Raw genomic sequence first — 23,476 nt, 5'->3', positions numbered from 1 at the left:
TAATTTGGGTGCTGATTAGGACGCCGAGCGTCAGCCGTAGAGCTCGACGAAATTCTTCAGCGACTTCTCGACGTCGCCTTTGACGGCGCGCGCCGCCGCGGAGCCGACCGGACCGAACAGCGGCCGTCCGCCCAGTTCGAGGCGCAGGCCCAGCGTCGATCCGTCGTCGGTGGACCGCACGGTGAGCGTCACGGCGTACTTGGCCCCGCCTTTGCCTGCGCCCGACATCGCCACCTCGTGCGGCGGGTCCCACGTGGTGACCGTCCAGGTCACCCGGTTGCGCAGACCCTTGGCTCGCGCCACGCCGACGATCTGGGTGCCCTCGGCGATCTCGTCGGGCAGTTCGCTGCGCCATCCCTCGTGCATGATCAGCCAGTCGCCCAGGTCCGACAGATCGGAGACGTGTTCCCACATGTCCTGCGGGGATATCGGGACGTCGGCGGTCAGGTCCACGGCAGCCACGGCCTGAGCCTAGCGCTTCGTCACATCCGGCACTCGGGTCTCAGCGCGCGGGCTGCCACATCCTCGAGACTGAAGCTACGCACACCCGTCTCGGCGTGTCGTGTACGTAGGTTCAGTGTCGCGGTCTCGCCGTTGACCCATCGACCCGGCCGCGACCGGCCGTCATCACTTCCTGGGGCCGCCCCGGAATCGGTTGCCGATCCGGATGCCGGGCAGTAGCAGGCTGCGCGGCGCGAACCGGCCGCCGGTGCTGACCACCTTGGGCACCACGCCGGGCACCACCGTGCGACGGCCGGTCAGCATGCCGCTTATGGCCGCCTCGGCCACGTCGCGCGGCGAAACCTGCGCGATGGGAATGCTGAACCGTTCGGCGTTGGCGATCTCGGCCCACTCGGTCGGCACCGGCCCCGGGCACAGGCAGGTGACCGACACCCCCGTCCCGTGCAGCTCCTCGTGCACCGCCTCGGAGAACGTCTGCACGAACGCCTTGGTGGCCGAATACACCGCCATGAACGGCACAGGCTGGAATCCAGCGATCGACGCGATGTTCATCACCGCGCCGGCACCGCGCTCGACCATGCCGGGCAACACCGCGTGGGTGAGCTCCATCAGCACCAGCGCGTTGAGGGTGACCTCCTCGCTCTCGCGGTCCACCGGAAGCTCGTGAAACACCCCGCTGGTGCCGAAACCGGCGCTGTTGCACAGGCCGGCGATCGGCTCGCTGCGCAGCCGCTTTGCCAGCTCGGCGCGGGCCGTCGGATCGCTGAGATCCAGCGGCAGCACCTCGACGGCGACCGAGTACTCCTGGCCGACCTCGTTGGCCAACTCGTCGAGCCGTTCGCGGCGGCGCGCGACCAGCAACAGCGGGAACCCGCGGCGGGCCAGCCCGCGGGCCAGTTCGGCGCCGATGCCGGATGAGGCGCCGGTGATGACCACGGTGGTCTGAAGGTCGGGTTTCGGAAGGCTCATGGTGTCACCAATGTATCCCGCGGGTCGCCCGCACGAAGGTCTCGCTGCGTCTGTCGAATTTCGTTGTGTCGGCTGATGATTCATCGCCTTTCGCGGCGTGGGAGTCGCCGAACATGGCGAACGCCCGGTTGCGCACCCGGTCCATCACCGCCGGGTTGACCGCGTCGGCGACGGCGGCGAACTGCCCGAACGGCGAACTGGCCCGCCGCGGCCGGTGCACGATCGCGTCGGTGATCACGCCTGCCGCCTGGTCGGGCGTCAGCGCCGGGAACTTGTCGTAGAGCGTGGTCGGGCTGATCATCGGCGTGCGCACCAGCGCCATGTGCACCGTGGTGAACCGGACGTCGTCGTTCACGGTCTCGGCCTGCAACGCGTCGCACAGGCTGTCCAGGGCGGCCTTGCTGGCGATGTAGGCCCCGAACCGAGGCGCGCGCGTCTGCACGCCGACCGACGAGACGTTGACGACGTGCCCGTACTTGCGTTCGCGCATCCCGGGGATGAACTTGAGGATCAGCTGGACCGCGCCCAGGTAGTTCAGCTGCATGGTCCGCTGGTAGTCGTGGATCCGGTCGTAGGACAGCTCGAGGGACCGCCGGATCGAGCGCCCCGCGTTGTTGATCAGGATGTCGACGCCGCCGAGATCGTCGAGCACCTGATCGGCCATCGTGGCGATGGCGTCCATCTCGGAAAGGTCGCACGGGTAGACGTGGGCGGTCCCGCCGTCGCCGCGGATTTCAGCGGCGACCTTCTCGAGGTTCTCCGGGGTGCGCGCCACCAGCGCCACCGCGCCGCCGGCCTCCGCGATCTTCTTCGCGGTGGCCTCACCGATGCCCGACGATCCCCCGGTGATCAGGGCGGTCTTGCCCCTGACGGCTTCCTCGAGCGTGCGGCCCTGCACCGCGTCGAGCAGATTCCTCAGGTAGAACGGCCGATAGCGGCCGGCCGAGTTGGGGGTGTTGACGATGTGAGACATCGTCGCCAGTGGCTTTTCCACCAGGTTCCCGATCGAGTTCTCTACCAAGTTCGTGATGTCACCAAGATTCATCGGCATTCGCTCCTGATGATCTGAGCCCCCCGGCCGCAACTGGCCCGCCCGTTGACCACGACCGCCTTCCGGGGCTGCGTGAGTGATGTGACGTGCGTCATCAAGCCAACCTAGGACATCAGTGGCCCGCCCCGATGCAGATTGCGGTCAAGTAACCCGGCGGCCGCCCTCACGGTTCGGCGGGCGTGACCGCCAGCTGTGGGCAATCCGCGTGTTACACATGGTAATCCGAGCGTGATCGCGGACTAACTGACGGGCAACCACGAGATGTTCCAATCGTGCTCATGAAAATTCTGGCGCGCTTACGCAAGCCCGCACCGGCGCCCGTCTACGACCGGATCGGGGGGCACGAGGCGATCGAAGTCGTGGTCGAGGACTTCTACGCCCGGGTGCTTGCCGACGACGAGCTGTCCGGCTTCTTCACCGGAACGAACATGAACCGCCTCAAGGGCAGACAGGCGGAATTCTTCGCCGCCGCCCTGGGCGGCCCGCAGCCCTACACCGGCGCACCGATGAAGCAGGTCCACCGGGGCCGCGGCATCACCATGCACCACTTCGGTTTGGTGGCCGGACATCTGGCGAACGCGCTGGCGGCCGCCGGGGTGCCGTCGGAGACGGTCACCGAGATACTCGGCGCGATCGCACCCCTGGCCCCCGAGATTGCGACGGGCGACACCGGCAAGCTCAAGGTCTGACTCACCACCGAGGTTGCCGTGGTGGCTATGGCCGGGGCCGCCGACCACGACCGTGACGGCAATCTCGGCGTACGGGATTGCGGCAGTGCCTAGCATCCCTGACATGCGGCGCACATTTGACGACCTGATCGCCGAGGCGGACGCCGCCCCGGTGGACGGCTGGGATTTCTCGTGGCTGGACGGCCGGGCCACCGAGGAGCGCCCTACGTGGGGGTATCAACGCCTGCTTCAAGGCCGGTTTGCGACGGTGTCGGCCGCGCTGGACATCCACACCGGCGGAGGGGAGGTGTTGTCCGGCGCGGCGCCGTTCCCACCCACCATGGCGGCCATCGAGACGTGGCCGCCGAACGCGGCCCTGGCCACCCGGCGCCTGCACCCACTCGGCGCGGTGGTGGTCGCGACCCGCGACGAGCCGCCGCTGCCCTTCGCCGATGCCGCCTTCGACCTGGTCACCACGCGTCATCCGGTCTCCGTGTGGTGGACCGAGATCGTGCGGGTGCTGCGGCCGGGCGGCACTTACTTCGCGCAGCACATCGGCCCGGCCACCATGGGCGAACTGGTCGAGCACTTCATCGGCCCGCAACCGCAGAAGTGGGCCGAGTTCCACCCGGATGCGGTGCGCGCGCAGGCCGAGGAAGCCGGTCTGCGGATCGTGGATCTGCGGATGGAGCGGATGCGTGCCGAGTTCTTCGATGTCGGCGCCGTGGTGTACTTCCTGCGCAAGGTGATCTGGACGGTGCCCGACTTCACCGTGCAGCGCTACCGCGACCGGCTGGCCGATCTGCACGAGCGCATCGAATCCGGCGGGCCGTTCGTCGCCCACTCGGTACGGCTGCTCGTCGAGGCGCGCAAGCCCGGCTGAGTCAGCCCTCGGCGCGCAACACGTCCAGCGCGTGTTGCAGGTCGGGCGGGTAGGGGCTGACGATCTGGATGCGCCTGCCGTCGGCCGGATGGGCGAACGACAGCGAGCGCGCATGCAGCCATTGACGTTGCAGCCCAAGACTTTTCGCGAGCTTAGGATCGGCGCCGTAGACGAGGTCGCCGCAGCACGGATGGTGCAGCGCGGAGAAGTGCACCCGAATCTGGTGGGTGCGGCCAGTTTCCAGGTGCACGTCGAGCAGGCTGGCGGCGACGAACGCCTCCACGGTGTCATAGTGGGTGAGGCTGTGCCGGCCGTCCCTGGTGACCGCGAACTTCCACTCGCCGCCGCGGTGACGTCCGATCGGCGCGTCGATGGTCCCGCTGGACGGGTCCGGATGTCCCTGCACCAGAGCGTGATAACGCTTGTCGACGGTGCGCTGTTTGAACGCCCGCTTGAGCACCGTGTACGCCCGTTCGGACAGGGCCACCACCATCACCCCGGACGTGCCGACGTCGAGGCGGTGCACGATGCCCTGCCGCTCCGGCACCCCCGACGTGGTGATGCGGTAGCCGGCGGCCGCCAGGCCGCCGAGCACCGTGGGTCCGGTCCAGCCCACCGACGCGTGCGCGGCCACCGCCGCCGGCTTGTCGACGGCGACGATGTCGTCGTCCGAGTACAGGATCGTCATGCCCTCGATGTCGACCGGCGTGTTCTGCGGTGGCGCCGGTGCCTCGGGCAGGCGCACCTGCAGCCAGGCACCGCCGGTCAGCCGGTCGGACTTGCCGGCCTGCACGCCGTCGAGTTCGACGCCGCCGTCCTCGGCGATCGCCGCCACCGCGCTGCGTGACAGCCCCAGCAGCCGTGCCAGCCCGGCGTCCACGCGCATGCCCGCCAGGCCCTCCGGGACGGGCATCGAGCGGTCACTCACCCGCGCGGTCTCCGGCGTCACCGTCGGTACGCCGGCCAGCAGAGTCACCGTCGGCGGTACGCCGACCAACCGAGTCGAAGTCGAACCCGAAGATCGACAGCACCACCAGCAGGATGGCCCCGCCGACCACCGAGGGGTCGGCGACGTTGAACACCGGCCACCAGCCGACCGACAAAAAGTCCACCACGTGCCCGCGCAGCGGTCCGGGGGCGCGGAAGAAGCGGTCGACCAGGTTGCCCATGGCGCCGCCGAGGATCATGCCCAGGCCCACCGCCCACCACGGTGACACCAGCCGGCGCCCCATCCAGAAGATGCCGACCACCACACCCGTCGCGATCAGGGTCAGCACCCAGGTGTAGCCGGTCGCCATCGAAAAGGCCGCACCCGAATTGCGCACCAGGGTCCAGGTCACGGTGTCGCCGATGATCGGCACCGGCTGCCCGGGCGGCAGCAGCTTGACGGCGAGGACCTTGGTCACGACATCGAGGGCCAAAACGATGGCGGCGATCGACAGCAGCAGCCGCAGCCGCCGCGGGGGTTTCGGTGCCGCGACGTTTTCCGGCGGCTCCGCCGGGGCGGCCTCACCAGCAGCTTCGGCTGAGGTCACCGGCTCAGTCGATTTCGTTGGTTCTTCGGGCACGTCCCCATCATCCCCCACCGCCTCGCAAGCCAGCCACGTTCGCACCGCCGCGATGCGCGATGATGCCAGCATGGCCCGCCTCACCGTGATCGCCACCGGTGGCACGATATCCACCCGCACCGGCGCCGACGGGGTGCACCGGCCCTCGTACAGCGGGGCGGACCTGGCGGCGCCCTGGCGCGCGGCACACGAGGTGGACGTCGTCGACCTGCTGGCGGTCGACAGCTCGGAGCTGACGCTGGCCGACTGGGACCGGATCCGCGACGCGGTGACCACCGCGGTCGAGGGCGGTGCCGACGGTGTGGTGGTGCTGCACGGAACCGACACCATGGAGGAGACCGCGCTGTGGCTCGAGCTCACCTACGACGGCCCCGCCCCGGTTGTGCTGACCGGGGCGATGCGCGGCGCCGACGCCCCCGACGCGGACGGGCCGGGCAATGTGCGCGACGCCCTGGCGGTGGCGGCCGGCCCGCACGCCCGTGACGTGGGCGTGGTGCTGTGTTTCGCCGGCCGGGTGCTGCAACCGCTGGGCATGTACAAGGTGGCCACCGAGGACCTGAGCGGATTCACCGGCCGGGTGCTCGGCGACGTGGCCGGTGACCTGACCGGCCACAAAATCCGCCCGTATGCCGGTGATCTGCGGGCCGCGGCCGCGCCGCGCGTGGACATCGTCCCGGCGTACCTAGGCAGTGACGGGGTGGCTTTGGATGCGTGCGTGGCCGCCGGGGCCCGGGGCGTGGTGCTCGAGGCGTTGGGTTCGGGGAACGCGGGGCGCGCGGTGGTCGACGCGGTGCGCCGGCATTGCGGCAACGGGGTCGTCGTCGCGGTATCCACCCGTGTCCCCGGGGGGCGGGTCGGCGCCGGCTACGGCCCCGGGCACGACATGGCGGCCGCCGGGGCGGTCGTGGTGCCGCATCTGCGACCGCCTCAGGCGCGGGTGTTGCTGATGGCCGCGCTGACCGCCGGGCTACCGGTCGCCGACGTCCTCACCCGGTGGGGCTGAGAGCGCTCTGACTTCGGAGGCCTGCAGCGCGCCGGCGTAGTCGGGCCAATCCAGGGAGTCGATCGGGTTGGCGCGCACCAGGTCGCCGCCGTCGGCGGTGAACGTCCGGGCCGGGCCGGGGCCCGAGCTGCGGGTCTCGAACCGCGCGGTGACCACACCGTGGCCCGCGCCCTGCACCCAGCCGTGTCCGAGCTCGCGGTGGGCCACGTCGTCGCCCACCCGCCACCCGGCATCGTCGGGCCCCGGCCCGAACATGGCCTCGGCCGCGGTCTGCACCGACGGTGAATCCGATTGCGGCTCCGGCAGTCCCAGGTCCGGAAACAACGATTCCTGGCGCACGTCGCTCAGCCCCGAAAAGCCCACGCCGAGAAGGCGAATGGGCCCGATTTCGCGCGGATCGAGCAGCAGCCGCCGGGCCATGCCCACCAGCGCCGCGACCTCGGTGGTGGCGTAGGGCAGGGTCGCCGACCGGGTCAGCGTGTTCATGTCGGATTTCTTCAGCTTGACCGTGACGGTGCGCGCCCCCCGCCCGTCGCGCAGCAGGCGATGATGGGCGTGCTCGGCGATGGGCTCGATGGCCTCGCGCAGCTGCTCCAGGCTGGTCAGGTCGGCGGCGAAGGTCGACTCGGAGCTGATCTGCTTGGCCTCGGCGCGCTCGGCGACCGGGCGGTCGTCGATCCCACGGGCCAGCCGGTGCAGCGCCGGCCCGATCGTGGCACCCAGGATGTTGGCCGCCTCGGCCTCGGTCAGCGCGGCCAGCTCGCCGATGGTCTCGATGCCTAGCCGGTGCAGCCTCTCCTCGGCCACCGGGCCGATTCCCCACAGCCGGCGCACGGGCAGCCCGCCCAGCAGCGACCGTTCCTCTTCGCGCCGCACCACTCGCACCCCGTCCGGCTTGGCCAGTCCGGACGCGATCTTGGCGATCTGCTTGCCCGAGCCGGCGCCCACCGAGGCGATCAGGCCGGTGTCGTCGCGCACCCGTCGCCGCAGGTCCTCGCAGAACGCCCCGACGTCCTCGGCGGACGCGCCGGCGAATTGGGCGGGCTCGCCGAAGCCCTCGTCGAAGGACAACTGCTCGACGACGGGCACCACGGCGCGAACGGTGTCGAAGACGCGACGGCTGGCCAGCCCGTACACCACGCCACGCGGCGGCAGCACCACCGCGCTCACCCCGACCAGCCGGCGGGCCTGATGCATGGGCATGGCCGAGCGTGCCCCGAACACCCGAGCCTCGTAGCTGGCCCCGGCCACCACGCCACGCCCACCCAAACCGCCGACCAGCACCGGGCGCCCGCGCAGCGTCGGGCGGGTGAGCTGCTCGACGGAGGCGAAGAACGCATCCATGTCCAGGTGCAGCACCCATCTGGACTCCACTCGTCGATGCTAGGGCCGCGTTGGACTACCGTTTGCCCCTATGGCCATGAACCTCGCCCACCGGCTCATATGCAACTCGGACCGCTGGCGCACGGCGGTCAAAGACCAGTTGTTGCCGTGGGTGCTGGGAGATGTGGACCTCGGCGACAACACCCTGGAGATCGGGCCCGGCTACGGCGCGATCCTGCGGGTGCTGGTCGACATGACGCCCCAACTCACCGCGGTGGAGATCGACACGCCAATGGCCGAGGAGCTGCAGCGGCGCTACGGCGACCGGGCGCGCATCATCAACGGCGACGGCACCGCGACCGGTCTGCCGGACGACGAGTTCAGCTCGGTGGTGTCGTTCACCATGCTGCACCACGTCCCGACCGCCGAGCTGCAGGACCGGCTGTTCGCCGAGGCGTTCCGGGTGCTGCGCCCCGGCGGGGTGTTCGCCGGCAGCGACAGCCTGAACTCGCCGCTGTTCAAGGTGCTGCACTTCCGCGACACCTGCAACACGGTGTCACCCGATACGTTGCCGAATCGCTTGCGCGCGGTGGGCTTTCACGACGTCGACGTAAAGGCCCGCGACGGCAGGCTGCGCTGGCGCGCGATCAAATGACGGATGCCCGGCCCGGCGACGCGGCCGTGCCGTCCGGTCCCCCGGCGCCGGCGACGCGGTGGGCGCGGCTACGCCATCAATGGGACGAGCGCCTGCAACCCGGGGAGCAGGCCACGGTGCTGGCCTGGGCGTCGTTCACCCTCACCTTCGCCGGCCTCCGCGGCCTCACCCACTGGATTCGCGCCGGCCATGGGCCTTCTGGTGGCGGTATATCGTTGCGCGGCAATCACTTCCACCACTACAACATCGGCATCGGCATGCTGGCGACGGTGGCCGGTGTGGGGCTGCGCGGCAGCGACAAGCAGCGACGGCATCCCGCGGCGGCGGTGGCGTATGGCGCCGCCAATGCGATGATCGTCGACGAGCTGGCACTGCTGCTGGACCTCAAGGACGTCTACTGGGCTGCCGAGGGCCGCGAGAGCGTTGACGTCGCGGTTGGCATGATCGCCACCGGGGCGACGGTGGTGGCGGGCATGCCCTTCTGGCCGCATGCCCACCGGGCGCTGTGGTCTCGCGGGTCTCGCGCCTGAGCGGTGGTCTCGTGTCTGAGCGGGTGTCGCGTCTGAGCGGGTGTCGCGTCTGAGCGGGTGTCGCGTCTGAGCGCGGCCCGACCATATGAGGTGTTGCCCGCCTCTGAGCGACAATGCCGTCGCGGTGCGGGTGCAGCGAAACAGCAGCGGTGCGGGGCAGATTGCCGCGGGTGCGCCGGAACAGCCGCGGTGCGGCGGGTTTGTCGCTCAGAGGCGGGCACTTGGCCACATGCCTCCCGCCCGGCGGCCGCGCCAAGGTGCAAGGGCCGAACCGCCTGGCGGACAATCCGGCCCGCGTCACACCACCTCCTTGTCGACATCGCATTCCCTGGTTGTTGTCCGCGCCTTCAGGTGGTGAAGGTCGGTCACCGCACCCGGGGTGGGCTCCGCGCCGGCGTCCTGGGCCGCCAAGAGCTGCGCCACCGCCGCATGCTTGGCGCGCTTGGCATCCGTGAGCGGCGTACCTCCCCAGCGATCGGTCGCGCCGGGCCGGGCCCCGGATTCCAGCAGATATCTGACCGCGGCGCTGTGCCCTTCGGCCGCTGCGAGGTGCAGCGCCGTCCTGCCGTCGTAGTCGGCCGCACTCGGGTCGGCCCCGGTGGCCAGGACCGCCCGCAGTTCATCGAGGTCACCCTGGCTCGCGGCGTACAACAGCCGCATCGTTCCGGTTATCTCGGACTCGTTCTTTTTCCGGCGAGGATCGCGCTTGCCGGTGTCCTCGCCGGCGATCAGCGAGTCATAGATATGAAAGTTGTACCGGGTGACCAACTCCCGGCAAAACGCCACTCCGCGAACGGAGTTGCCGTGGGTGTCCAGTCGCGGCGACCAGATGCACACACCCATGACCCCGGGAACGACGAGCATGAGACCGCCGGAGACGCCGCTCTTGGCCGGCAGCCCGATGGTGAAGGCGAACTCGCCCGAGTAGTCGTACATGCCGCACGACGACATCAGCGACAAGCAGTGCCGCACGGTGCTGGGCTTGAAGACGGGCTCATTGGTCAGCGGATTGATGCCCGCGTTGGCGAAGGTGGCCGCCACCACGGCAAGGGCGTGCGTATCGAGTTCGATTGCGCAGCACTGGAAGTAGAACTCCAGCGTTTCCACCAGATCTATCCCCTGGGGAAACGCGTCGTGTTCACGCATGAAGTAGCCCAGCGCGTAGTTGCGGTCCGCGGTCCTGCGTTCCGAAAGGTAGACCGTGTTGTTGAAACCGACTCTGCCGGAAGCCGAGAGCCGCCGCCATGCACTGGCCACATGATCGAAGCGGTCCGCCAGCTCGTCGTGGGAGCGCAACAGCGAACACGTCATGATGGCGCCCGAGTTGATCATCGGGTTATGGGGCAAACCGACGTCTGTGAGCGACAGTTCGTTGAATCCCCGGCCGCTGGGCTCGCGGCCGACGTGATGGTGTACCGCCGCGACGCCGTGTTCCTCGAGAGCCAGGCTGTAGTTGATCGGCTTGCACATGGATTGCACGCAGAACATGACATCGGTGTCGCCGACGCTGGATCGCTGCCCGTCGACGGTGCACACCGCGATGGCCAACTTCTCCGGATCGACCCGCTTGAGCTGCGGGATGTAGTCGGCCACCACGCCGGACTCGTCGGCCCGCACATTGTCGTACATTTCGCGAATCTCGCCCGCCAGGCGGGTGAAATCGGGGATCACCAGATCGCCCCTCAAGGCGCGGGCGATCAGTCCACCGCCGGCCTCGCAGACCGCGGCGAATTGCTCGGAGCTCAGCCAGCCGCCGTCCCGCTCTTCCGCACTCAAGATCTCACGGATCCGGGGATCGTCGGTTCCGATGCCCGCGGCGCCGAGCCTGTTCATCAGCTCTAGCAACGAAACCCTCTGTTGGTGATCACTTTTGAAGGTCCCGGCGATGGCGCTGACACCCCCCGCCTCGCGGGCCCGGAGGCCATCCCGAGACCCAAAATCGTCAGCGACAACAGTAGCGGCCTGGTCGACCTGTGCGATCAGCGACATGGCACACCCCCTTCATTTTCAGTTACTTGGGCTTTACGTTGCACACAAGGCGTTAACTTTCCTTCTGCCGCGATGGTACGGGCAGAACGCTGGGCAACACCGTAGAGAAACCGTCAAGATTGCCGACAACGCCGGCGGCTGCGACCTGGCTCACATGTCGGTATGGCTGCGAATTACGTTGTCAAACAGTATTTCTCAGACTTTTCTCACGTCAACAGCGAAACCGCTCACAACAAGATCAGACCGGCCCCACAGTACCTTCACAGTCAAAAACGGAAGTGGTTGATAGGGTATGTGCCGGTGTACCAGACAGCAAAGATTCTGTCCGCCATGGCTTTTAGAACAGTAGAGTCACGCGCCGATAACAAATACGCTGCGGGGCGGGCGCTTTGCCGCTCACCCCACCAGCGATCGCTCACACCTTGGCGATGCTCACCCGCACACCGTCGCCGATCTCGGCGCCATCCGCCGGATCACCGAATTCGAAACTGGTGGCCAGGATTTCACCCGCGATGAGGTCGCGGTGGGTGTGCGCCCAGTCGGCGCGCTCACCAGGCACCGACATCACCACCGAAATCCGGTCGGACACATCCAAACCGGTCAACTTGCGCAGCTCCTGCAGCTCGCGGATCCTGTCCTTGGCCCAGCCCTCGGCCTCGAGTTCCGGGGTCACGGTGCCGTCCAGTACCACCAGACCCGCGCCGTCGGGCAGGGCGGCGGTGAAGTCCGGATCGGCCGCGACCAGGCGGGAGCTGTATTCCTCGGGCGCCAGCACCGCGGGCCCGGCGGTCAGGGTGCCGTCGGGATTGACGACGCCCTCCCCCGCCTTGACCGCCTTGATGGCCGCCTGCACGTCCTTGCCGAGCCGCGGCCCCGCCACCCGGGCGTTGACGGTGAGCTCGAAGCGGCCGTAGGTGTCGATCGCATCGGTCAGCTCGACGCTCTTGACGTTGAGTTCGTCGGCGATCAGATCGGCGAACGGCTCCAGCCGCTGCGGATCATCCACCGCCACGGTCAGTTTCGGCAGCGGCAACCGCACCCGCAGCTTCTTGGCCTTGCGTAACGAGGACGCCGCCGAGCAGACGTCGCGGACCTGATCCATCGCCGCGACCAGTGCGGGGTCGGCGGGCACGTCGCCGGCTCGCGGCCAGTCGGTCAGGTGCACCGACCGCCCGGCGGTCAGCCCGCGCCAGACGATCTCGGTCACCGAGGGCAGCAGCGGCGCGGCCAGCCGCGCGGTGACCTCCAGCGCGGTGTGCAAGGTGTCGATGGCGTCGACATCCTCGGACCAGAACCGCGAACGCGACCTTCGCACATACCAGTTCGTCAGCGCCTCGGTGAACTGGCGCAACTGCTCGCAGGCCCGCGAGATGTCGCAGGTGTCCATCTCGCGGGTCAGGTCGTCGCGCAGCTCGGCAAGCTTGGCCAGGATGTAACGATCCAGCACCTGCGTCGAATCGGTGCGCCAGGTACCGACTTTGGGCGCATACAACGCCAGGAAGCTGTACGCGTTCCAAAACGGCAGCAGCACCTGGCGCACACCGTCGCGGATGCCCTGCTCGGTGACGATCAGGTTGCCCCCGCGCAAGATCGGCGAGGCCATCAGGAACCAGCGCATCGCGTCGGAGCCGTCGCGGTCGAACACCTCGGTGACATCGGGATAATTGCGCAGCGACTTGCTCATTTTCTGGCCGTCCGAGCCCAGCACAATCCCATGTGCCACACAGGTTTTGAAGGCAGGACGGTCGAACAGCGCGGTGGCCAGCACGTGCATCATGTAGAACCAGCCACGGGTCTGCCCGATGTACTCGACAATGAAATCGGCGGGGAAATGGTTGTCGAACCACTCGCGGTTCTCGAAGGGGTAGTGCACCTGGGCATACGGCATCGAGCCGGAGTCGAACCACACGTCGAGCACATCGGGGATGCGCCGCATGGTGCTGGCACCGGTCGGGTCGTCGGGGTTGGGCCGGGTCAGCTCGTCGATGAAGGGCCGGTGCAGATTGGTGGGCCGCACCCCGAAGTCGCGCTCGAGCTCGTCGAGGCTGCCGTACACGTCGATGCGCGGGTAGGCCGGGTCGTCGGACTTCCACACCGGAATGGGGCTGCCCCAGTAACGGTTTCGCGAGATCGACCAGTCGCGGGCGCCCTGCAGCCACTTGCCGAACTGCCCGTCCTTGACGTGCTCGGGATACCAGGTGATCTGCTGGTTGAGTTCCACCATGCGGTCCCGGAATTCGGTGACCGCGACGAACCACGACGACACCGCCCGATAGATCAGCGGATTGCGGCAGCGCCAGCAGTGCGGGTAGGGATGCTCGTAGGTTTCGTGGCGAAGCAGCACCGCGCCGTTGGCCGCGGCGGGGCCGCTGCCGTTCTTCAGGTCGCGAATGATGTGCGGGTTGGCGTCAAAGACGTGCTGGCCCTGGTAATCCGGGACGGAGGCGTCGAACCGCCCCTTGGCGTCGACCGGGGTGACCGGTGCGATGCCCGCCGCGTCCGAGACGGCCATGTCGTCCTCGCCGTAGGCGGGCGCCATGTGCACGATGCCGGTGCCGTCCTCGGTCGTCACGAATTCGCCGGGCAGCACCTGAAAAGCGCTGGGCGAGTCCATGAAATAGGCGAACGGCGGCAGGTACCGCGTGCCCAGCAGCTCGGCGCCGGGATAGCTGCCCAGTACCTCGGGTTCGTCGCCGAGCTCGCGCGCATACGCCGCCAGCCGCGGCTGCGCCAGCACGTAACGCCGGTCCCCCACCCGCACCTGCACATACGTCACGTCGGGGTTGACCGCGACGGCGAGGTTGGACGGCAGGGTCCACGGCGTGGTCGTCCACACCAGCAGGTAGGCGCCGTCCAGATCGCCGCCGACCACCCGGAAACCGACGGTCAAAGCCGGGTCCTGGCGGCTTTGGTACACGTCGTCGTCCATCCGCAATTCGTGGTTGGACAGCGGGGTTTCGTCGCGCCAGCAGTACGGCAGCACCCGGTAGCCCTCGTACGCCAGGCCCTTGTCCCAGAGCTGTTTGAACGCCCAGATCACCGACTCCATGTAGGGCGGGTCCAGCGTCTTGTAATCGTTGTCGAAGTCGACCCAGCGCGCCTGGCGGGTGACGTAGGCCTGCCACTCGTCGGTGTAGCGCAACACCGAGGCGCGGCAGGCGTCGTTGAAGGCGGCGATGCCCATGTCGTCGATCTGCGATTTGTCGCTGATACCCAGCTGGCGCTCGACCTCGAGTTCGGCCGGCAGGCCGTGGGTGTCCCAACCGAAACGGCGCTCCACCTTGTCCCCGCGCATGGTGCGGTAGCGAGGCACGATGTCTTTGACGTAGCCGGTCAGCAGGTGCCCGTAGTGGGGCAGCCCGTTGGCGAACGGGGGCCCGTCGTAGAACACGTATTCTGGCGCGCCGTCCCGGCGGGCGATGCTGGCCCGGAAGGTGTCGTCGCGGGCCCAGTAGTCGAGCACCTCGAGCTCGAGCGCCGGGAAGTCGGGCGGCCCGCCGGCCGGCTTGGGATAGGCCCGCACGGGGTCGACCGGCTGGGCGTCGAGGTCGGCCTCGGGTGTATCGGTCACGATGCGCGTTGTCTCCTGTGCCACGGTGCAAACCGGGGACGACGACGCGCCTGCTGCGCGAGCGCCGCGGTACCACCCCGCTTGCCGCGCTTTCGCGTGGCCGCTCGATCACGGCTGTGACGGGCCTACCCGTTCGGTTCTACTGGGCCGGTCCGACGAACACGGCTGTTCTTCCGAAGGCTCCCCGGTGATGGCCGGATCGACGCCAATATGACGATTCTACGAAGACCCGCAAATCCGGGTGCACACTCGCCAACTCCAAGGGGTCGACAGGGCGCAGAGCTACGTCTGTGCCCAGCCGACCCCTTGGAGCCACGGTTGCTCGACGTCCATCGAAGTACGGCTTTCAGGCCCGCACTTCGAGGATGCCGACGCGCCACAGCGCGGCGTAGACGTGCCGCAGCGGAACGCTGAGCAGGCGGGCGGCGCCGTCCACCAGCGGGTCGCCACCGGCGCCGAACTGCGGGGCGTTCGCCTGCCGGCGGGCCTTGGCCTGCGGGGCCAGGGCGGGAGCCGGCATGGTGTCGGTGTCGCGCACCAAGGTCAGCGTGCGGGCGGGCGCGACGGTTACGACGTCGTCGTAGAAAGCTGCGGTCATTTTCGCCTCCTAGAGGGCAGATCCAACGGGGACTGATTGGACTGATGTGTCCCGTCCCGTGTCGGTTCCGATCTCAAAACGCTTGGTGGATAACCACTTAGCGTTGTGGCGACTCAGCCGAGAAGGCGGCGCCGGAGACCGGATCGGGACGAAACACAGTTCGGACTTCGGTCCGGACTATCGCTGGAACTCACGTGTCCCTCACCTCCTCGCGGTCGCGACGCGTGCGCGGTTCGCACGCAATCTGTGCACAGCAAGAGGAGCAGAACCCGACGACCGTCGGCGATCCGCACCCCTCTCGTCAGAGCTTCGGCACCACACGACGTGTCCTGGCCCGGAAAAACAATCCAAAGCCGGAAGCCACCTGGGCTCAACCCTTAAGCCGGGAGGAGCTGTCCTGACCCGGGGCGTCTTTCGACGTTCGGGGTCAGTGGCCTGTATTCGTGTAGACGCCTCACCTAACGAGGTGCTTACCCGTCCGATCATGCACGACGGGTCTGACACGGTCAAATCTCTTCACGCCGTGTTGGAGATTCTTTATGGAATCCTTCAGGGCGCACCGAGCATCCGGCCCGGCTCACGGCGCTGAACTGGGCCGACGGAGCTCCCGCCGCCGCCCGTTTCAGGTGTCCAGCAGGTTTTCCAGCCGCCCGACGGTGGCGATGAACTCCTCGACCATCTCCAGCACCACCGCACGCGTCGGGCGCACCCGGTCGAGCGAACCGACCACCTGCCCGACGAAGTAGGTGGACAGCTCGCGGGCCCTGGCGCCGGGGTGGCCGGCGGCCTGGTTGATGCGCACCTGCGACTCGGTGATCAGCGCGGTCTGCAGCGGCATGCCAAGCGGGTCCGGGCTGTCGGGCCGGTCCCACTCGTCGGTCCAGGCGGTGCGCAGCATTCGCGCCGGCTTGCCGGTCATCGACCTCGACCGCACGGTGTCCGAGGAGCTGGCGGCCAGGAACTTCTCCTTGACCACCGGCGCCGTCTCGGCTTCCTCGGTGGTGAGCCACACCGACCCACACCACACACCCTCGGCGCCCAGCGCCAGGGCCGCCGCGACCTGGCTGCCGCGGGCGATCCCGCCCGCGGCGAGCACGGGAACCGGACGCACGGCATCCACGACTTCGGGGACCAGGACCATGGTCGCCACCTCGCCGGTGTGGCCGCCGGCCTCGGTGCCCTGCGCGACGATCAGGTCGACGCCCGCGGCGGCGTGCCTGCGCGCGTGCCGTGTGGTGCCGGCCAGCGCGGCGACCAGCACGTCGTGGTCGTGAGCGCGCTCGACGAGGTCCGCAGGCGGCGAGCCGAGCGCACTGGCGATCAGCCGGATGTCGTGGGCGAACGCCACCTCGAGAAGGGGCTCGTAGCCTTTCGGCGAGATGTTGAGGCCGCCCGACGGCCGCCGCGGCGCCTCGGTGGGCGCCGGGATGCCATATCGGGTCAGCAGGTCGTCGACGAACGCGCGATGCTCCTCGGGCAGCAGCTCGGTGGTGCGCTCCGCGTCGATTCCCCCTTGCTCCGCGCCGACGTACTTGGGCGGCAGCAGCAGGTCGACCCCGTAGGGCTTGCCGCCGGTCTGCTCCTCGATCCAGGTCAGCTCGCTCTGCAGCCGCTGCGGACTGTGCGCGACCGCCCCCAGGACGCCGAAGCCGCCCGCGTTGGTCACCGCGGCCACCACGTCGCGGCAGTGACTGAAGGCGCAAATGGGGAATTCGGTTCCGAGCATCTCGGCGACCCTGGTTCTCATTGCCCGACGCTAAAGAGCCACGGATTGATATGTCAATCGGCCGGTCAGGACCGGGGCGACCGGCCGTCCGGGGGCCAGCCCGCCACGCCGTCCTCCAGCGGCACCTCCAGGCTCTGCAGGATGGACGCGACCATCCGCCAGGCGCCGATGACCGTGACCAGTTCGATGAGAACCGTTGTGTCACCGTGGAATTCGCGTTCGCAGGCCGCCCAGTTCGCGGCGCTCACCGCGCCGTCGCGGACCACGTCGTCGGTGGCGGCCAGCACCGCGCGCTCGGTGGGCCCGAACCCGTCGTATGCCTGCCAGTCGCGCACCGCGACCAGATCGTCGGCGTTGACGCCCAGCCGCGACGCGACGCGCCAGTGTTGCGTCCACTCGTAGTCGCACCCGGTGAGCCAGCCGATCCGCATGATCGCCAGCTCGCGCAGGCGCGAGTCCAGGGCACCGTGCCAGAGCATGGTGGCCAGGAGGTCGTTGATGGCGCGCGCCAGCTGCGGATGGTTCAGCAGGACCTGGAAGATCGACAGTTCGGCCATGTAGTTCGGCACGGCCGCCTCGTCGGCGGCGGCTTTGGCCTCGCCGAGCGGCAGTCCGGGCACGCGGGCTGATGTCATGGGGTGAGCACTCCGTGTACTGGCGGGACACCGTGGCGTTCACCGACCATGGTAGCCAGCGGATGCTCGTCGTCGTTGGCGCCCGCCGGGCGCGCCGGCCCCGCCGGTGTTTCACACCGACGTCAAAGAAAATCGGTACCTTACCTTTATCGGCCCGCATTACGGTCCTCTCGCATTCGATGTACCGTTAGCCGAGGTGTGGTGACCGATTTGCAGTTGGATGTTCGAGTGCCGGTCACTCGGACGGCGCAGACGGGCGGGAGGTTGAGTCCGGTGGTACGCGGTGCGCGTGACGTGGCACACGACCCATCCGATGTCGCCGCCGAGGAGAGCCAGGACGCGGGCCGAGAGTCCGGCCGCTCACCAATTTTCCGGCGACGTGCTCACCGGCCGGCGCCGGAACCGCAGGCGACGGCGAAATCCGCACGCACTCGGCAGAGTCCGGGGGCCGCCGCTTTCAGGATGCTGAAACGACTGTGGATCCCACTCGTCATCCTGATAGTGATCGGCGCCGGCGGCTTTGCCGTGTCGCGACTGCACGGCATCTTCGGCACCGAGAAACGAACCAGCTACGCCGACACCAGAACCGGCGAGGCCAAGCCATTCAACCCCAAGCACCTGGTGTACGAGGTGTTCGGGCCGCCCGGATCCACCGCCAGCATCAGCTATTTCGACGTCAACGGCGATCCGCAACACATCGACGGAGCAGAGCTGCCGTGGTCGTACGACATCTCGACAACCCTGCCGGCACTTGTGGGAAACATTGTGGCGCAAAGCGATAGCTCGAGCATCGGCTGCCGCATCGTGGTGGACGGCGACGTCAAATCGGAGAAAGTCGTCCACGAAGTCAACGCCTTCACCTTCTGCCTGCTCAAGGCCGCGTGAGCGCCGCCCGCACGTCCTAGGCGTCCAGGCGGGCGAACTGATTCTGCCGGTACTGCTCGACGCACGCCGCTCGCCTCACCTTGCCGCTGGTGGTGATGGGAATCGAACCGGGCGGCACCAGGACGAGATCGGCGACGCGCAGGCCGTGCGAGTTTGAGATCGCCGATGTGACTTCGCGTTTGACGGCGACGATCTTGTCGGTGATCGCGTCGTCGTGGGAGTCGCCGCGGTTCTTGAATTCGATGATGGCGACCAGCTTTTCGACTTCCTTGTCGGGGACGGCGATGGCTGCGCACCGGCCCCGGGTGATCTCCTGGATCGTCGCCTCGATGTCGTCGGGAGAATGGTTGCGGCCGTAGACAATCAGAAGATCCTTGATGCGGCCCATGATGAACAGCTCACCGTCGGACAGAAAACCCAGGTCTCCGGTTCGCAGCCAGGGCCCGCGGGGTGTGCCCGCCGACGGATCGGCGAGCTCCGCGCGAAACGTTTGCTCCGTCTCTTCGGGTTTGCGCCAGTAGCCCAGTGCCACGTTGTCGCCGTGCACCCAGATCTCACCGGTCGACTCCGCCGGGCACTCGGTCCTGGTCTCGGGGTCGACGATGCGCACCATCGGCGACTGCGGCGCGCCGTAGCTCACCAGCGCGGTCCCGCCGCCGGCGCACCGCTTGGCCTGGCCGGCGGCCAGCTCGTCGGACTCGAAGCGCACGATTTCCGGCGGCTGACCCGCCCGGCGGGTTGCGACGTACACCGTGGCCTCGGCCAGCCCGTAGGAGGGCCGCAGCACCTTGTCGCGAAGGTTGAACTTGGCGAACCGCTCGGTGAAGCGCCGCACCGTGACCGCGTGTATGCGCTCACTGCCGGGGCAGATGCTCATGATGTCGCCCAGGTCGTGGCCGGCCATGTCCTCGTCCGAGGTGCGGCGCAGCGTCAGCTCCAACGCGAAGTTGGGCCCGGCGGAGAAGGCGCGGGTGTTGCTCGCCATCAGGTGCATCCAGCGGGCGGGCCGCTGCAGGAACGAGACCGGGCTGGTGAACACGCTGCGAAAGCCGCCCAGCACCGGTCCGCAGATCCCCAGGAACAAGCCCATGTCGTGATAGAACGGCAGCCACGACACGACGGTCGTGTCCGGCGGAATGACGTTTCCGTAGTCCGCGAAGTAGTCGCCCGCCAGCTGCGTGTAATTGGCCGCCAGGTTGCCGTAGGAAATCGCGACTCCCGTGGGCCGGCGCGTCGAACCGGACGTGTACTGCAGATACGCCGTGCTCGGCTGTTCGACGCGCGTGACGCTGGATCGCCGGGAAGAGTCGAGCCCCAGGGAATCGACGGTCACCACCGCAGGCGCGGAGCCGTTTGCCTGCGCGTCAACGCATTCCGTGACGGCGTCGCGGACGCCGGACGTGGTGAGCACGACGGACGGCGACGCGTCGTCGAACACGGAACTGACCCGCTCGTCATGGGCGCCCCCCATGGGAACCGACAGCGGAACGGCGATAAGCCCGGCCTGCAGCGCTCCCAGGAACGCGACGACGTAGTCGTGGGTCTGGGGTGCCAATATCAGCGCCCGATCACCGGGCGAGGAATGCCGTTGCAGCTCCTGGGCGACGCTGAGGGCTCGGCGATACGTCTGCGACCACGTCAGCGTGTCGGCGGCGCCGTCCCAATCCTGGTCGTAGTCGACGAAGACGAACGCCGGGTCGTTGGGCTGCAGACTGGCCCGCTCGCGCAGCAAAGCAGGAATGGACGTTCCAATCACCCGCATGAGGTTACCGTGGCCGCTGCGGCTGCACGTTCGAAACAGAACTCCGAAGCCGCCGTAATCCTCCGCCGTCGGTGCTCGTGCCCTTTCCCGCAGGTCCCACCGGCACTCTCAGATGTTTTGCTGCGCAACGCCCCCCGGCGCGCGCGCCTGCCTGGTAGCGTGACGTGCCACAGCGCGGGGGAAATGTGTCAGCAAACCTCGGAGCAACGCTGGGCAAGGAAGGATCGCCGTGGAGTCGGACATCGTCACGTTACCGGAGGCAAAGCTCGTTGCCGGGCCGCCGTTTCCCGCCGTACTGGAGCCCGCGACAGAGAACATCGACGTGGTGGCGTGGGCGGCGGCGAACCGCCGCGCGATCCAGGAGCTGCTGTTGCACCACGGCGGCATCCTGTTCCGCGGATTCACCGGCGCCTCGGTCGAGACGTTCCGCAGCTTCATCGCGGCGGTGTCCGGCGACCCGCTGCAGTACATGGAAGGCACCTCTCCCCGGCACGAGGTGGGTGACCATGTCTACACCTCGACCGACTATCCCCCGCGCCACCGGATCCCCCTGCACAACGAGCTGTCCTACAGCAACAACTGGCCGCTGCGCCTCTTCTTCCACTGCGTGGTGGCGCCCGGCGGCGGGGGCGCCACCCCCATCGCCGACTCCCGCAAGGTGTACCAGCGGATCTCGCCGGCGCTGCGGCAGCGCCTGGAAGAGCGTGACTACCTCTACGTCCGGAACTTCGGGCCCGACATCGGACTCGGCTGGCGGGAGGCCTTCCAGACCGATGACCGCGGCGTCGTCGAACGCTACTGCGCCGACAACGACATCCAGCTCACCTGGGGACCCGACGACGCGCTGACCACCCGGCAGCGGCGACCCGTGTCCGAGGCGCACCCGGAGACCGGCGAGATGTCGTGGTTCAACCACCTCACGTTTTTCAACGTCACCACCTTGGACCCGATGGTGGCCGAGGCATTGCTGTTGATGGGCAAGGAGAACCTGCCGAACAACACCTACTACGGCGACGGTGCGGACATCGAGCCGGAGGCCCTCGAGGAGTTGCGCGCCGCCTACGACGCGGAGACCGTGACCATCCCCTGGCAAGAGGGCGACATCATGATGCTCGACAACATGCTCGCCTCCCACGGCCGGGAGCCCTACACGCCACCGCGCCAGATCGTGGTCGGCATGGCCGAGCCGTGGTCGCGGTCTGCCAATAGGGCGCGGTCAGCCGTCAGCTAATTCGTCGGGCTTCCCGCCACGGCCGCGTGGTCGAAACGCTCGGCGTCGACGGCCCGCGCGGGTTCCTCCGCGTTCTTCGCCTGCTGGGCGTGCGCCACCTGCCGAGCGGTGTAGCCGATGAATAGCGCCACCAAGATGAGCAGGACGACCGCGCCGGCCAGCCATCGCAGGCCGTACGCATAGCCGTGGTCCAGCGCGTTCAACTGGGCGGCATTCATGTATTTCACCGGTCCGGTGGTGCCGCCCAGGTGCAGGGTGTGCGACATGATGATGGCCTGGATGGAGGCCAGCACCATCGGGCCGCCGAGGCCCTGCAGCATCACCGCGATCGCGGTGGTGGGTCCGATGCGTTCGACGCCGACGCTGGCTATCACCGACAGGCCAAGCGGGACGTTGAGCATGCCGATACCGATTCCGCCGATGACGATGGGCAGCACCAGGTTCGGGAAGTACGGGATGCCGCGGTTGAGCGTGGAGCCGTACAGCACGCCGCAAAGCACCAGCAGCGCACCGGTGATCACCACCACCCGCGGTGGCACCCGCATCACCAGCCGCGAAGACACCGCCAGCCCGGTGGCCGTCGCGATGGTGAACGGGATGAAGCTGACGCCCGCGCGCAGGGCGCTGTAGCCCATGATGTCCTGCACATACACGGCGACCAGCAGCACCAGCGTCACCATCGCCCCACCGGCGATGAACATGGACGCGTACGTCGCCAGCCGGCTGCGATCAAAGAACAAGTTGAACGGCACGACGGGGTTCTCTGCCCGCCGCTCGACTATGACGAACGCCGTGAAAGCGGTGAGCGCCACCGCGCCCGAGCCGATCGTCGAGGCCGACAACCAGCCCTCCCCCGGCTCCATCGACAGGCAGAAGACCGTCGCGGTGCTGGTCACCGTGGCCAGCAACGCTCCCGGAACGTCGAGCTTCATCCGCACCTTTTGGGTTTCCCGTAGCTCGGCGCGGGCCAGGTAGATCACCAGCAGCCCGATCGGCGCGCTGATGAAAAACGCCAGCCGCCATGACACGTCGGTGAGGATTCCGCCCACCACCAGGCCCGTCACCGAGCCGATCCCGACCATCGCGCCGAACACGGCCGCCGCGGTGTTGCGTCGCGGCCCCTTCGGGAAGGTGGTCGCCACCAGCGCCATCGCGGTCGGGGAAACCATGGCGAGAGACAGCCCTTTCATCAGCCGGGCCAACACGAGCGTGGCCTCGTCCCAGGCGAGGCCCGACATCGTCGAGGACACGGTGAACAGCGAGACGCCGATGATGAACATCCGCTTGCGTCCGACGATGTCGCCCAGGCGACCACCCAGCAGGATCAACCCGCTACAGGTCAGCATGGAGGCGAACATGATCCAGCTCCGCCCGACGGCCGACAGTCCCAGCTCGTTCTGGATTTTCGGGAGCGCGACGATCGTGAGGGTGAAATCCATCGGCGCCATCAGCTGCATGCCGCCGAGCGCGATCACCGCGGCGACGAAGGCGCGCGACGGCAGCCGGTCGTGCAGGCGCCTTCGTTTGCGTTGCGGCGCGGGCTGTTCGACGGGTATCGGCGGGTGTTCGACGGCCACCGATGCCGTTCCGATCGGGTGTTCGACGGCCCTCTGAGCCGGCCGTTCCGAGAGTTCAATTTTCACGTCCGGTAGGGTCCGGTCTCCCCAAGCCATAGCGGAGAACCTACCGTACATCTGCGCATTTCGGCCGTTGTTGTGTGACTAACGGTATGAAGTTCAGGTTTATGAACGCCAGGTCTGATGAATCGGGATTATCAAAGCCGTTAGGTATGCGAAGAATGTATCGGAAGTACCTGCGGTCAGTGGGCTAAAGAATCGGTTTCGAGCCCGTCCGACCTGATTTGGCGCCGGGCGAGGTAAGCGCGGTATCTGCTGCGCGGATGCGGAAGTCACGCAAAGGTCAGGCGAAGGTCAAGCCGCGCAGAACATTCCGGCCGTCGTCCCGTT

Annotated in this window: 20 protein-coding genes and 1 riboswitch; of the genes, 7 read left to right on the top strand and 13 right to left on the bottom strand. The window is 68.1% G+C overall.

Annotated elements, in window-relative coordinates; genetic code table 11:
- Positions 1-30 precede the first annotated feature (30 nt).
- The 3 genes from OQ789_RS23845 to OQ789_RS23835 all read right to left on the bottom strand — a co-directional run bounded on the left by OQ789_RS23845 (position 31) and on the right by OQ789_RS23835 (position 2,476).
- The gene (locus OQ789_RS23845) at positions 31-462 is read right to left on the bottom strand and encodes an SRPBCC family protein (protein WP_324688641.1); all 432 of its coding nucleotides are present in this window, start codon (positions 460-462) and stop codon (positions 31-33) included.
- Between the two features lie 165 nt (positions 463-627).
- Entirely contained in the window at positions 628-1,431 is an 804-nt protein-coding gene (locus tag OQ789_RS23840) for an SDR family oxidoreductase (protein ID WP_324688640.1), read from the bottom strand.
- A gap of 4 nt (positions 1,432-1,435) precedes the next feature.
- Positions 1,436-2,476: an SDR family NAD(P)-dependent oxidoreductase gene (locus OQ789_RS23835; RefSeq protein ID WP_324688639.1), complete on the bottom strand. Its 1,041-nt coding sequence runs from the start codon at positions 2,474-2,476 to the stop codon at positions 1,436-1,438.
- A gap of 284 nt (positions 2,477-2,760) precedes the next feature.
- Between OQ789_RS23835 and OQ789_RS23830 the strand changes: the two genes are divergently transcribed.
- Entirely contained in the window at positions 2,761-3,171 is a 411-nt protein-coding gene (locus OQ789_RS23830) for a group 1 truncated hemoglobin (RefSeq protein WP_324688638.1), read from the top strand.
- A 103-nt stretch (positions 3,172-3,274) separates the two neighbouring features.
- Positions 3,275-4,033: a methyltransferase domain-containing protein gene (locus OQ789_RS23825; RefSeq protein ID WP_324688637.1), complete on the top strand. Its 759-nt coding sequence runs from the start codon at positions 3,275-3,277 to the stop codon at positions 4,031-4,033.
- Position 4,034: 1 nt separating this feature from the next.
- On the opposite strand, the gene OQ789_RS23820 is transcribed toward OQ789_RS23825, so the two are convergent.
- Both OQ789_RS23820 and lspA read right to left on the bottom strand, forming a co-directional pair.
- Positions 4,035-4,961: an RluA family pseudouridine synthase gene (locus OQ789_RS23820; protein ID WP_324688636.1), complete on the bottom strand. Its 927-nt coding sequence runs from the start codon at positions 4,959-4,961 to the stop codon at positions 4,035-4,037.
- Positions 4,954-5,601 (bottom strand): signal peptidase II, encoded by a 648-nt coding sequence (lspA, locus tag OQ789_RS23815; RefSeq protein WP_324688657.1) that lies wholly within the window; start codon positions 5,599-5,601, stop codon positions 4,954-4,956. The genes OQ789_RS23820 and lspA overlap by 8 nt, the downstream gene beginning before the upstream one ends.
- A 70-nt stretch (positions 5,602-5,671) precedes the next feature.
- Between lspA and OQ789_RS23810 the strand changes: the two genes are divergently transcribed.
- Positions 5,672-6,604 carry an asparaginase gene (locus tag OQ789_RS23810; RefSeq protein WP_324688635.1) on the top strand — a complete coding sequence of 311 codons (933 nt, stop codon included), beginning with the start codon at positions 5,672-5,674 and terminating at the stop codon, positions 6,602-6,604.
- Here the strand turns inward: OQ789_RS23810 and OQ789_RS23805 are convergent.
- Positions 6,569-7,963, bottom strand: a complete 1,395-nt coding sequence (locus OQ789_RS23805) for a DNA polymerase IV (RefSeq protein ID WP_324688656.1) — start codon at positions 7,961-7,963, stop codon at positions 6,569-6,571. The genes OQ789_RS23810 and OQ789_RS23805 overlap by 36 nt on opposite strands.
- Positions 7,964-8,018: 55 nt before the next feature.
- Between OQ789_RS23805 and OQ789_RS23800 the strand changes: the two genes are divergently transcribed.
- Positions 8,019-8,582, top strand: a complete 564-nt coding sequence (locus OQ789_RS23800) for a class I SAM-dependent methyltransferase (RefSeq protein WP_324688634.1) — start codon at positions 8,019-8,021, stop codon at positions 8,580-8,582.
- On the top strand, positions 8,579-9,112 hold the full coding sequence (locus OQ789_RS23795) for a hypothetical protein (protein WP_324688633.1): 534 nt from the start codon (positions 8,579-8,581) through the stop codon (positions 9,110-9,112). Before OQ789_RS23800 ends, OQ789_RS23795 begins: the two co-directional genes overlap by 4 nt.
- Before the next feature lie 297 nt (positions 9,113-9,409).
- Here the strand turns inward: OQ789_RS23795 and glsA are convergent, their stop codons facing one another.
- From glsA to OQ789_RS23770, 5 genes are all read right to left on the bottom strand, one after another.
- The gene (gene glsA / locus OQ789_RS23790) at positions 9,410-11,101 is read right to left on the bottom strand and encodes a glutaminase A (protein ID WP_324688632.1); all 1,692 of its coding nucleotides are present in this window, start codon (positions 11,099-11,101) and stop codon (positions 9,410-9,412) included.
- A gap of 415 nt (positions 11,102-11,516) precedes the next feature.
- A complete protein-coding gene (gene ileS / locus OQ789_RS23785; protein WP_324688655.1) occupies positions 11,517-14,624 on the bottom strand; it encodes an isoleucine--tRNA ligase in 3,108 nt (1,035 codons plus the stop codon).
- A gap of 394 nt (positions 14,625-15,018) precedes the next feature.
- Positions 15,019-15,270, bottom strand: coding sequence for an Rv1535 family protein (locus tag OQ789_RS23780; RefSeq protein WP_324688631.1), 252 nt, complete (start codon positions 15,268-15,270; stop codon positions 15,019-15,021).
- A 286-nt stretch (positions 15,271-15,556) separates the two neighbouring features.
- A riboswitch (M-box (ykoK) riboswitch) is annotated at positions 15,557-15,743 on the bottom strand.
- A 149-nt stretch (positions 15,744-15,892) separates the two neighbouring features.
- Positions 15,893-17,017, bottom strand: coding sequence for a nitronate monooxygenase family protein (locus OQ789_RS23775; RefSeq protein ID WP_324688630.1), 1,125 nt, complete (start codon positions 17,015-17,017; stop codon positions 15,893-15,895).
- 44 nt (positions 17,018-17,061) lie between these two features.
- Positions 17,062-17,631, bottom strand: coding sequence for a carboxymuconolactone decarboxylase family protein (locus OQ789_RS23770; protein WP_324688629.1), 570 nt, complete (start codon positions 17,629-17,631; stop codon positions 17,062-17,064).
- 462 nt (positions 17,632-18,093) lie between these two features.
- On the opposite strand from OQ789_RS23770, the gene OQ789_RS23765 reads away from it, so the two are divergent.
- Entirely contained in the window at positions 18,094-18,516 is a 423-nt protein-coding gene (locus OQ789_RS23765; RefSeq protein ID WP_324688628.1) for an MmpS family protein, read from the top strand.
- Between the two features lie 16 nt (positions 18,517-18,532).
- Here the strand turns inward: OQ789_RS23765 and OQ789_RS23760 are convergent, their stop codons facing one another.
- On the bottom strand, positions 18,533-20,278 hold the full coding sequence (locus tag OQ789_RS23760; protein ID WP_420716191.1) for an AMP-binding protein: 1,746 nt from the start codon (positions 20,276-20,278) through the stop codon (positions 18,533-18,535).
- Between the two features lie 229 nt (positions 20,279-20,507).
- Between OQ789_RS23760 and OQ789_RS23755 the strand changes: the two genes are divergently transcribed.
- Positions 20,508-21,509 carry a TauD/TfdA family dioxygenase gene (locus OQ789_RS23755; protein WP_324688627.1) on the top strand — a complete coding sequence of 334 codons (1,002 nt, stop codon included), beginning with the start codon at positions 20,508-20,510 and terminating at the stop codon, positions 21,507-21,509.
- On the opposite strand, the gene OQ789_RS23750 is transcribed toward OQ789_RS23755, so the two are convergent.
- Positions 21,506-23,182: an MFS transporter gene (locus OQ789_RS23750; protein ID WP_420716190.1), complete on the bottom strand. Its 1,677-nt coding sequence runs from the start codon at positions 23,180-23,182 to the stop codon at positions 21,506-21,508. The genes OQ789_RS23755 and OQ789_RS23750 overlap by 4 nt on opposite strands.
- Positions 23,183-23,476 lie beyond the last annotated feature (294 nt).

Source organism: Mycobacterium sp. 94-17, assembly GCF_035617725.1.
Taxonomy (GTDB): Bacteria; Actinomycetota; Actinomycetes; order Mycobacteriales; family Mycobacteriaceae; genus Mycobacterium.
This window is presented reverse-complemented; position numbering and strand designations above follow the sequence as displayed.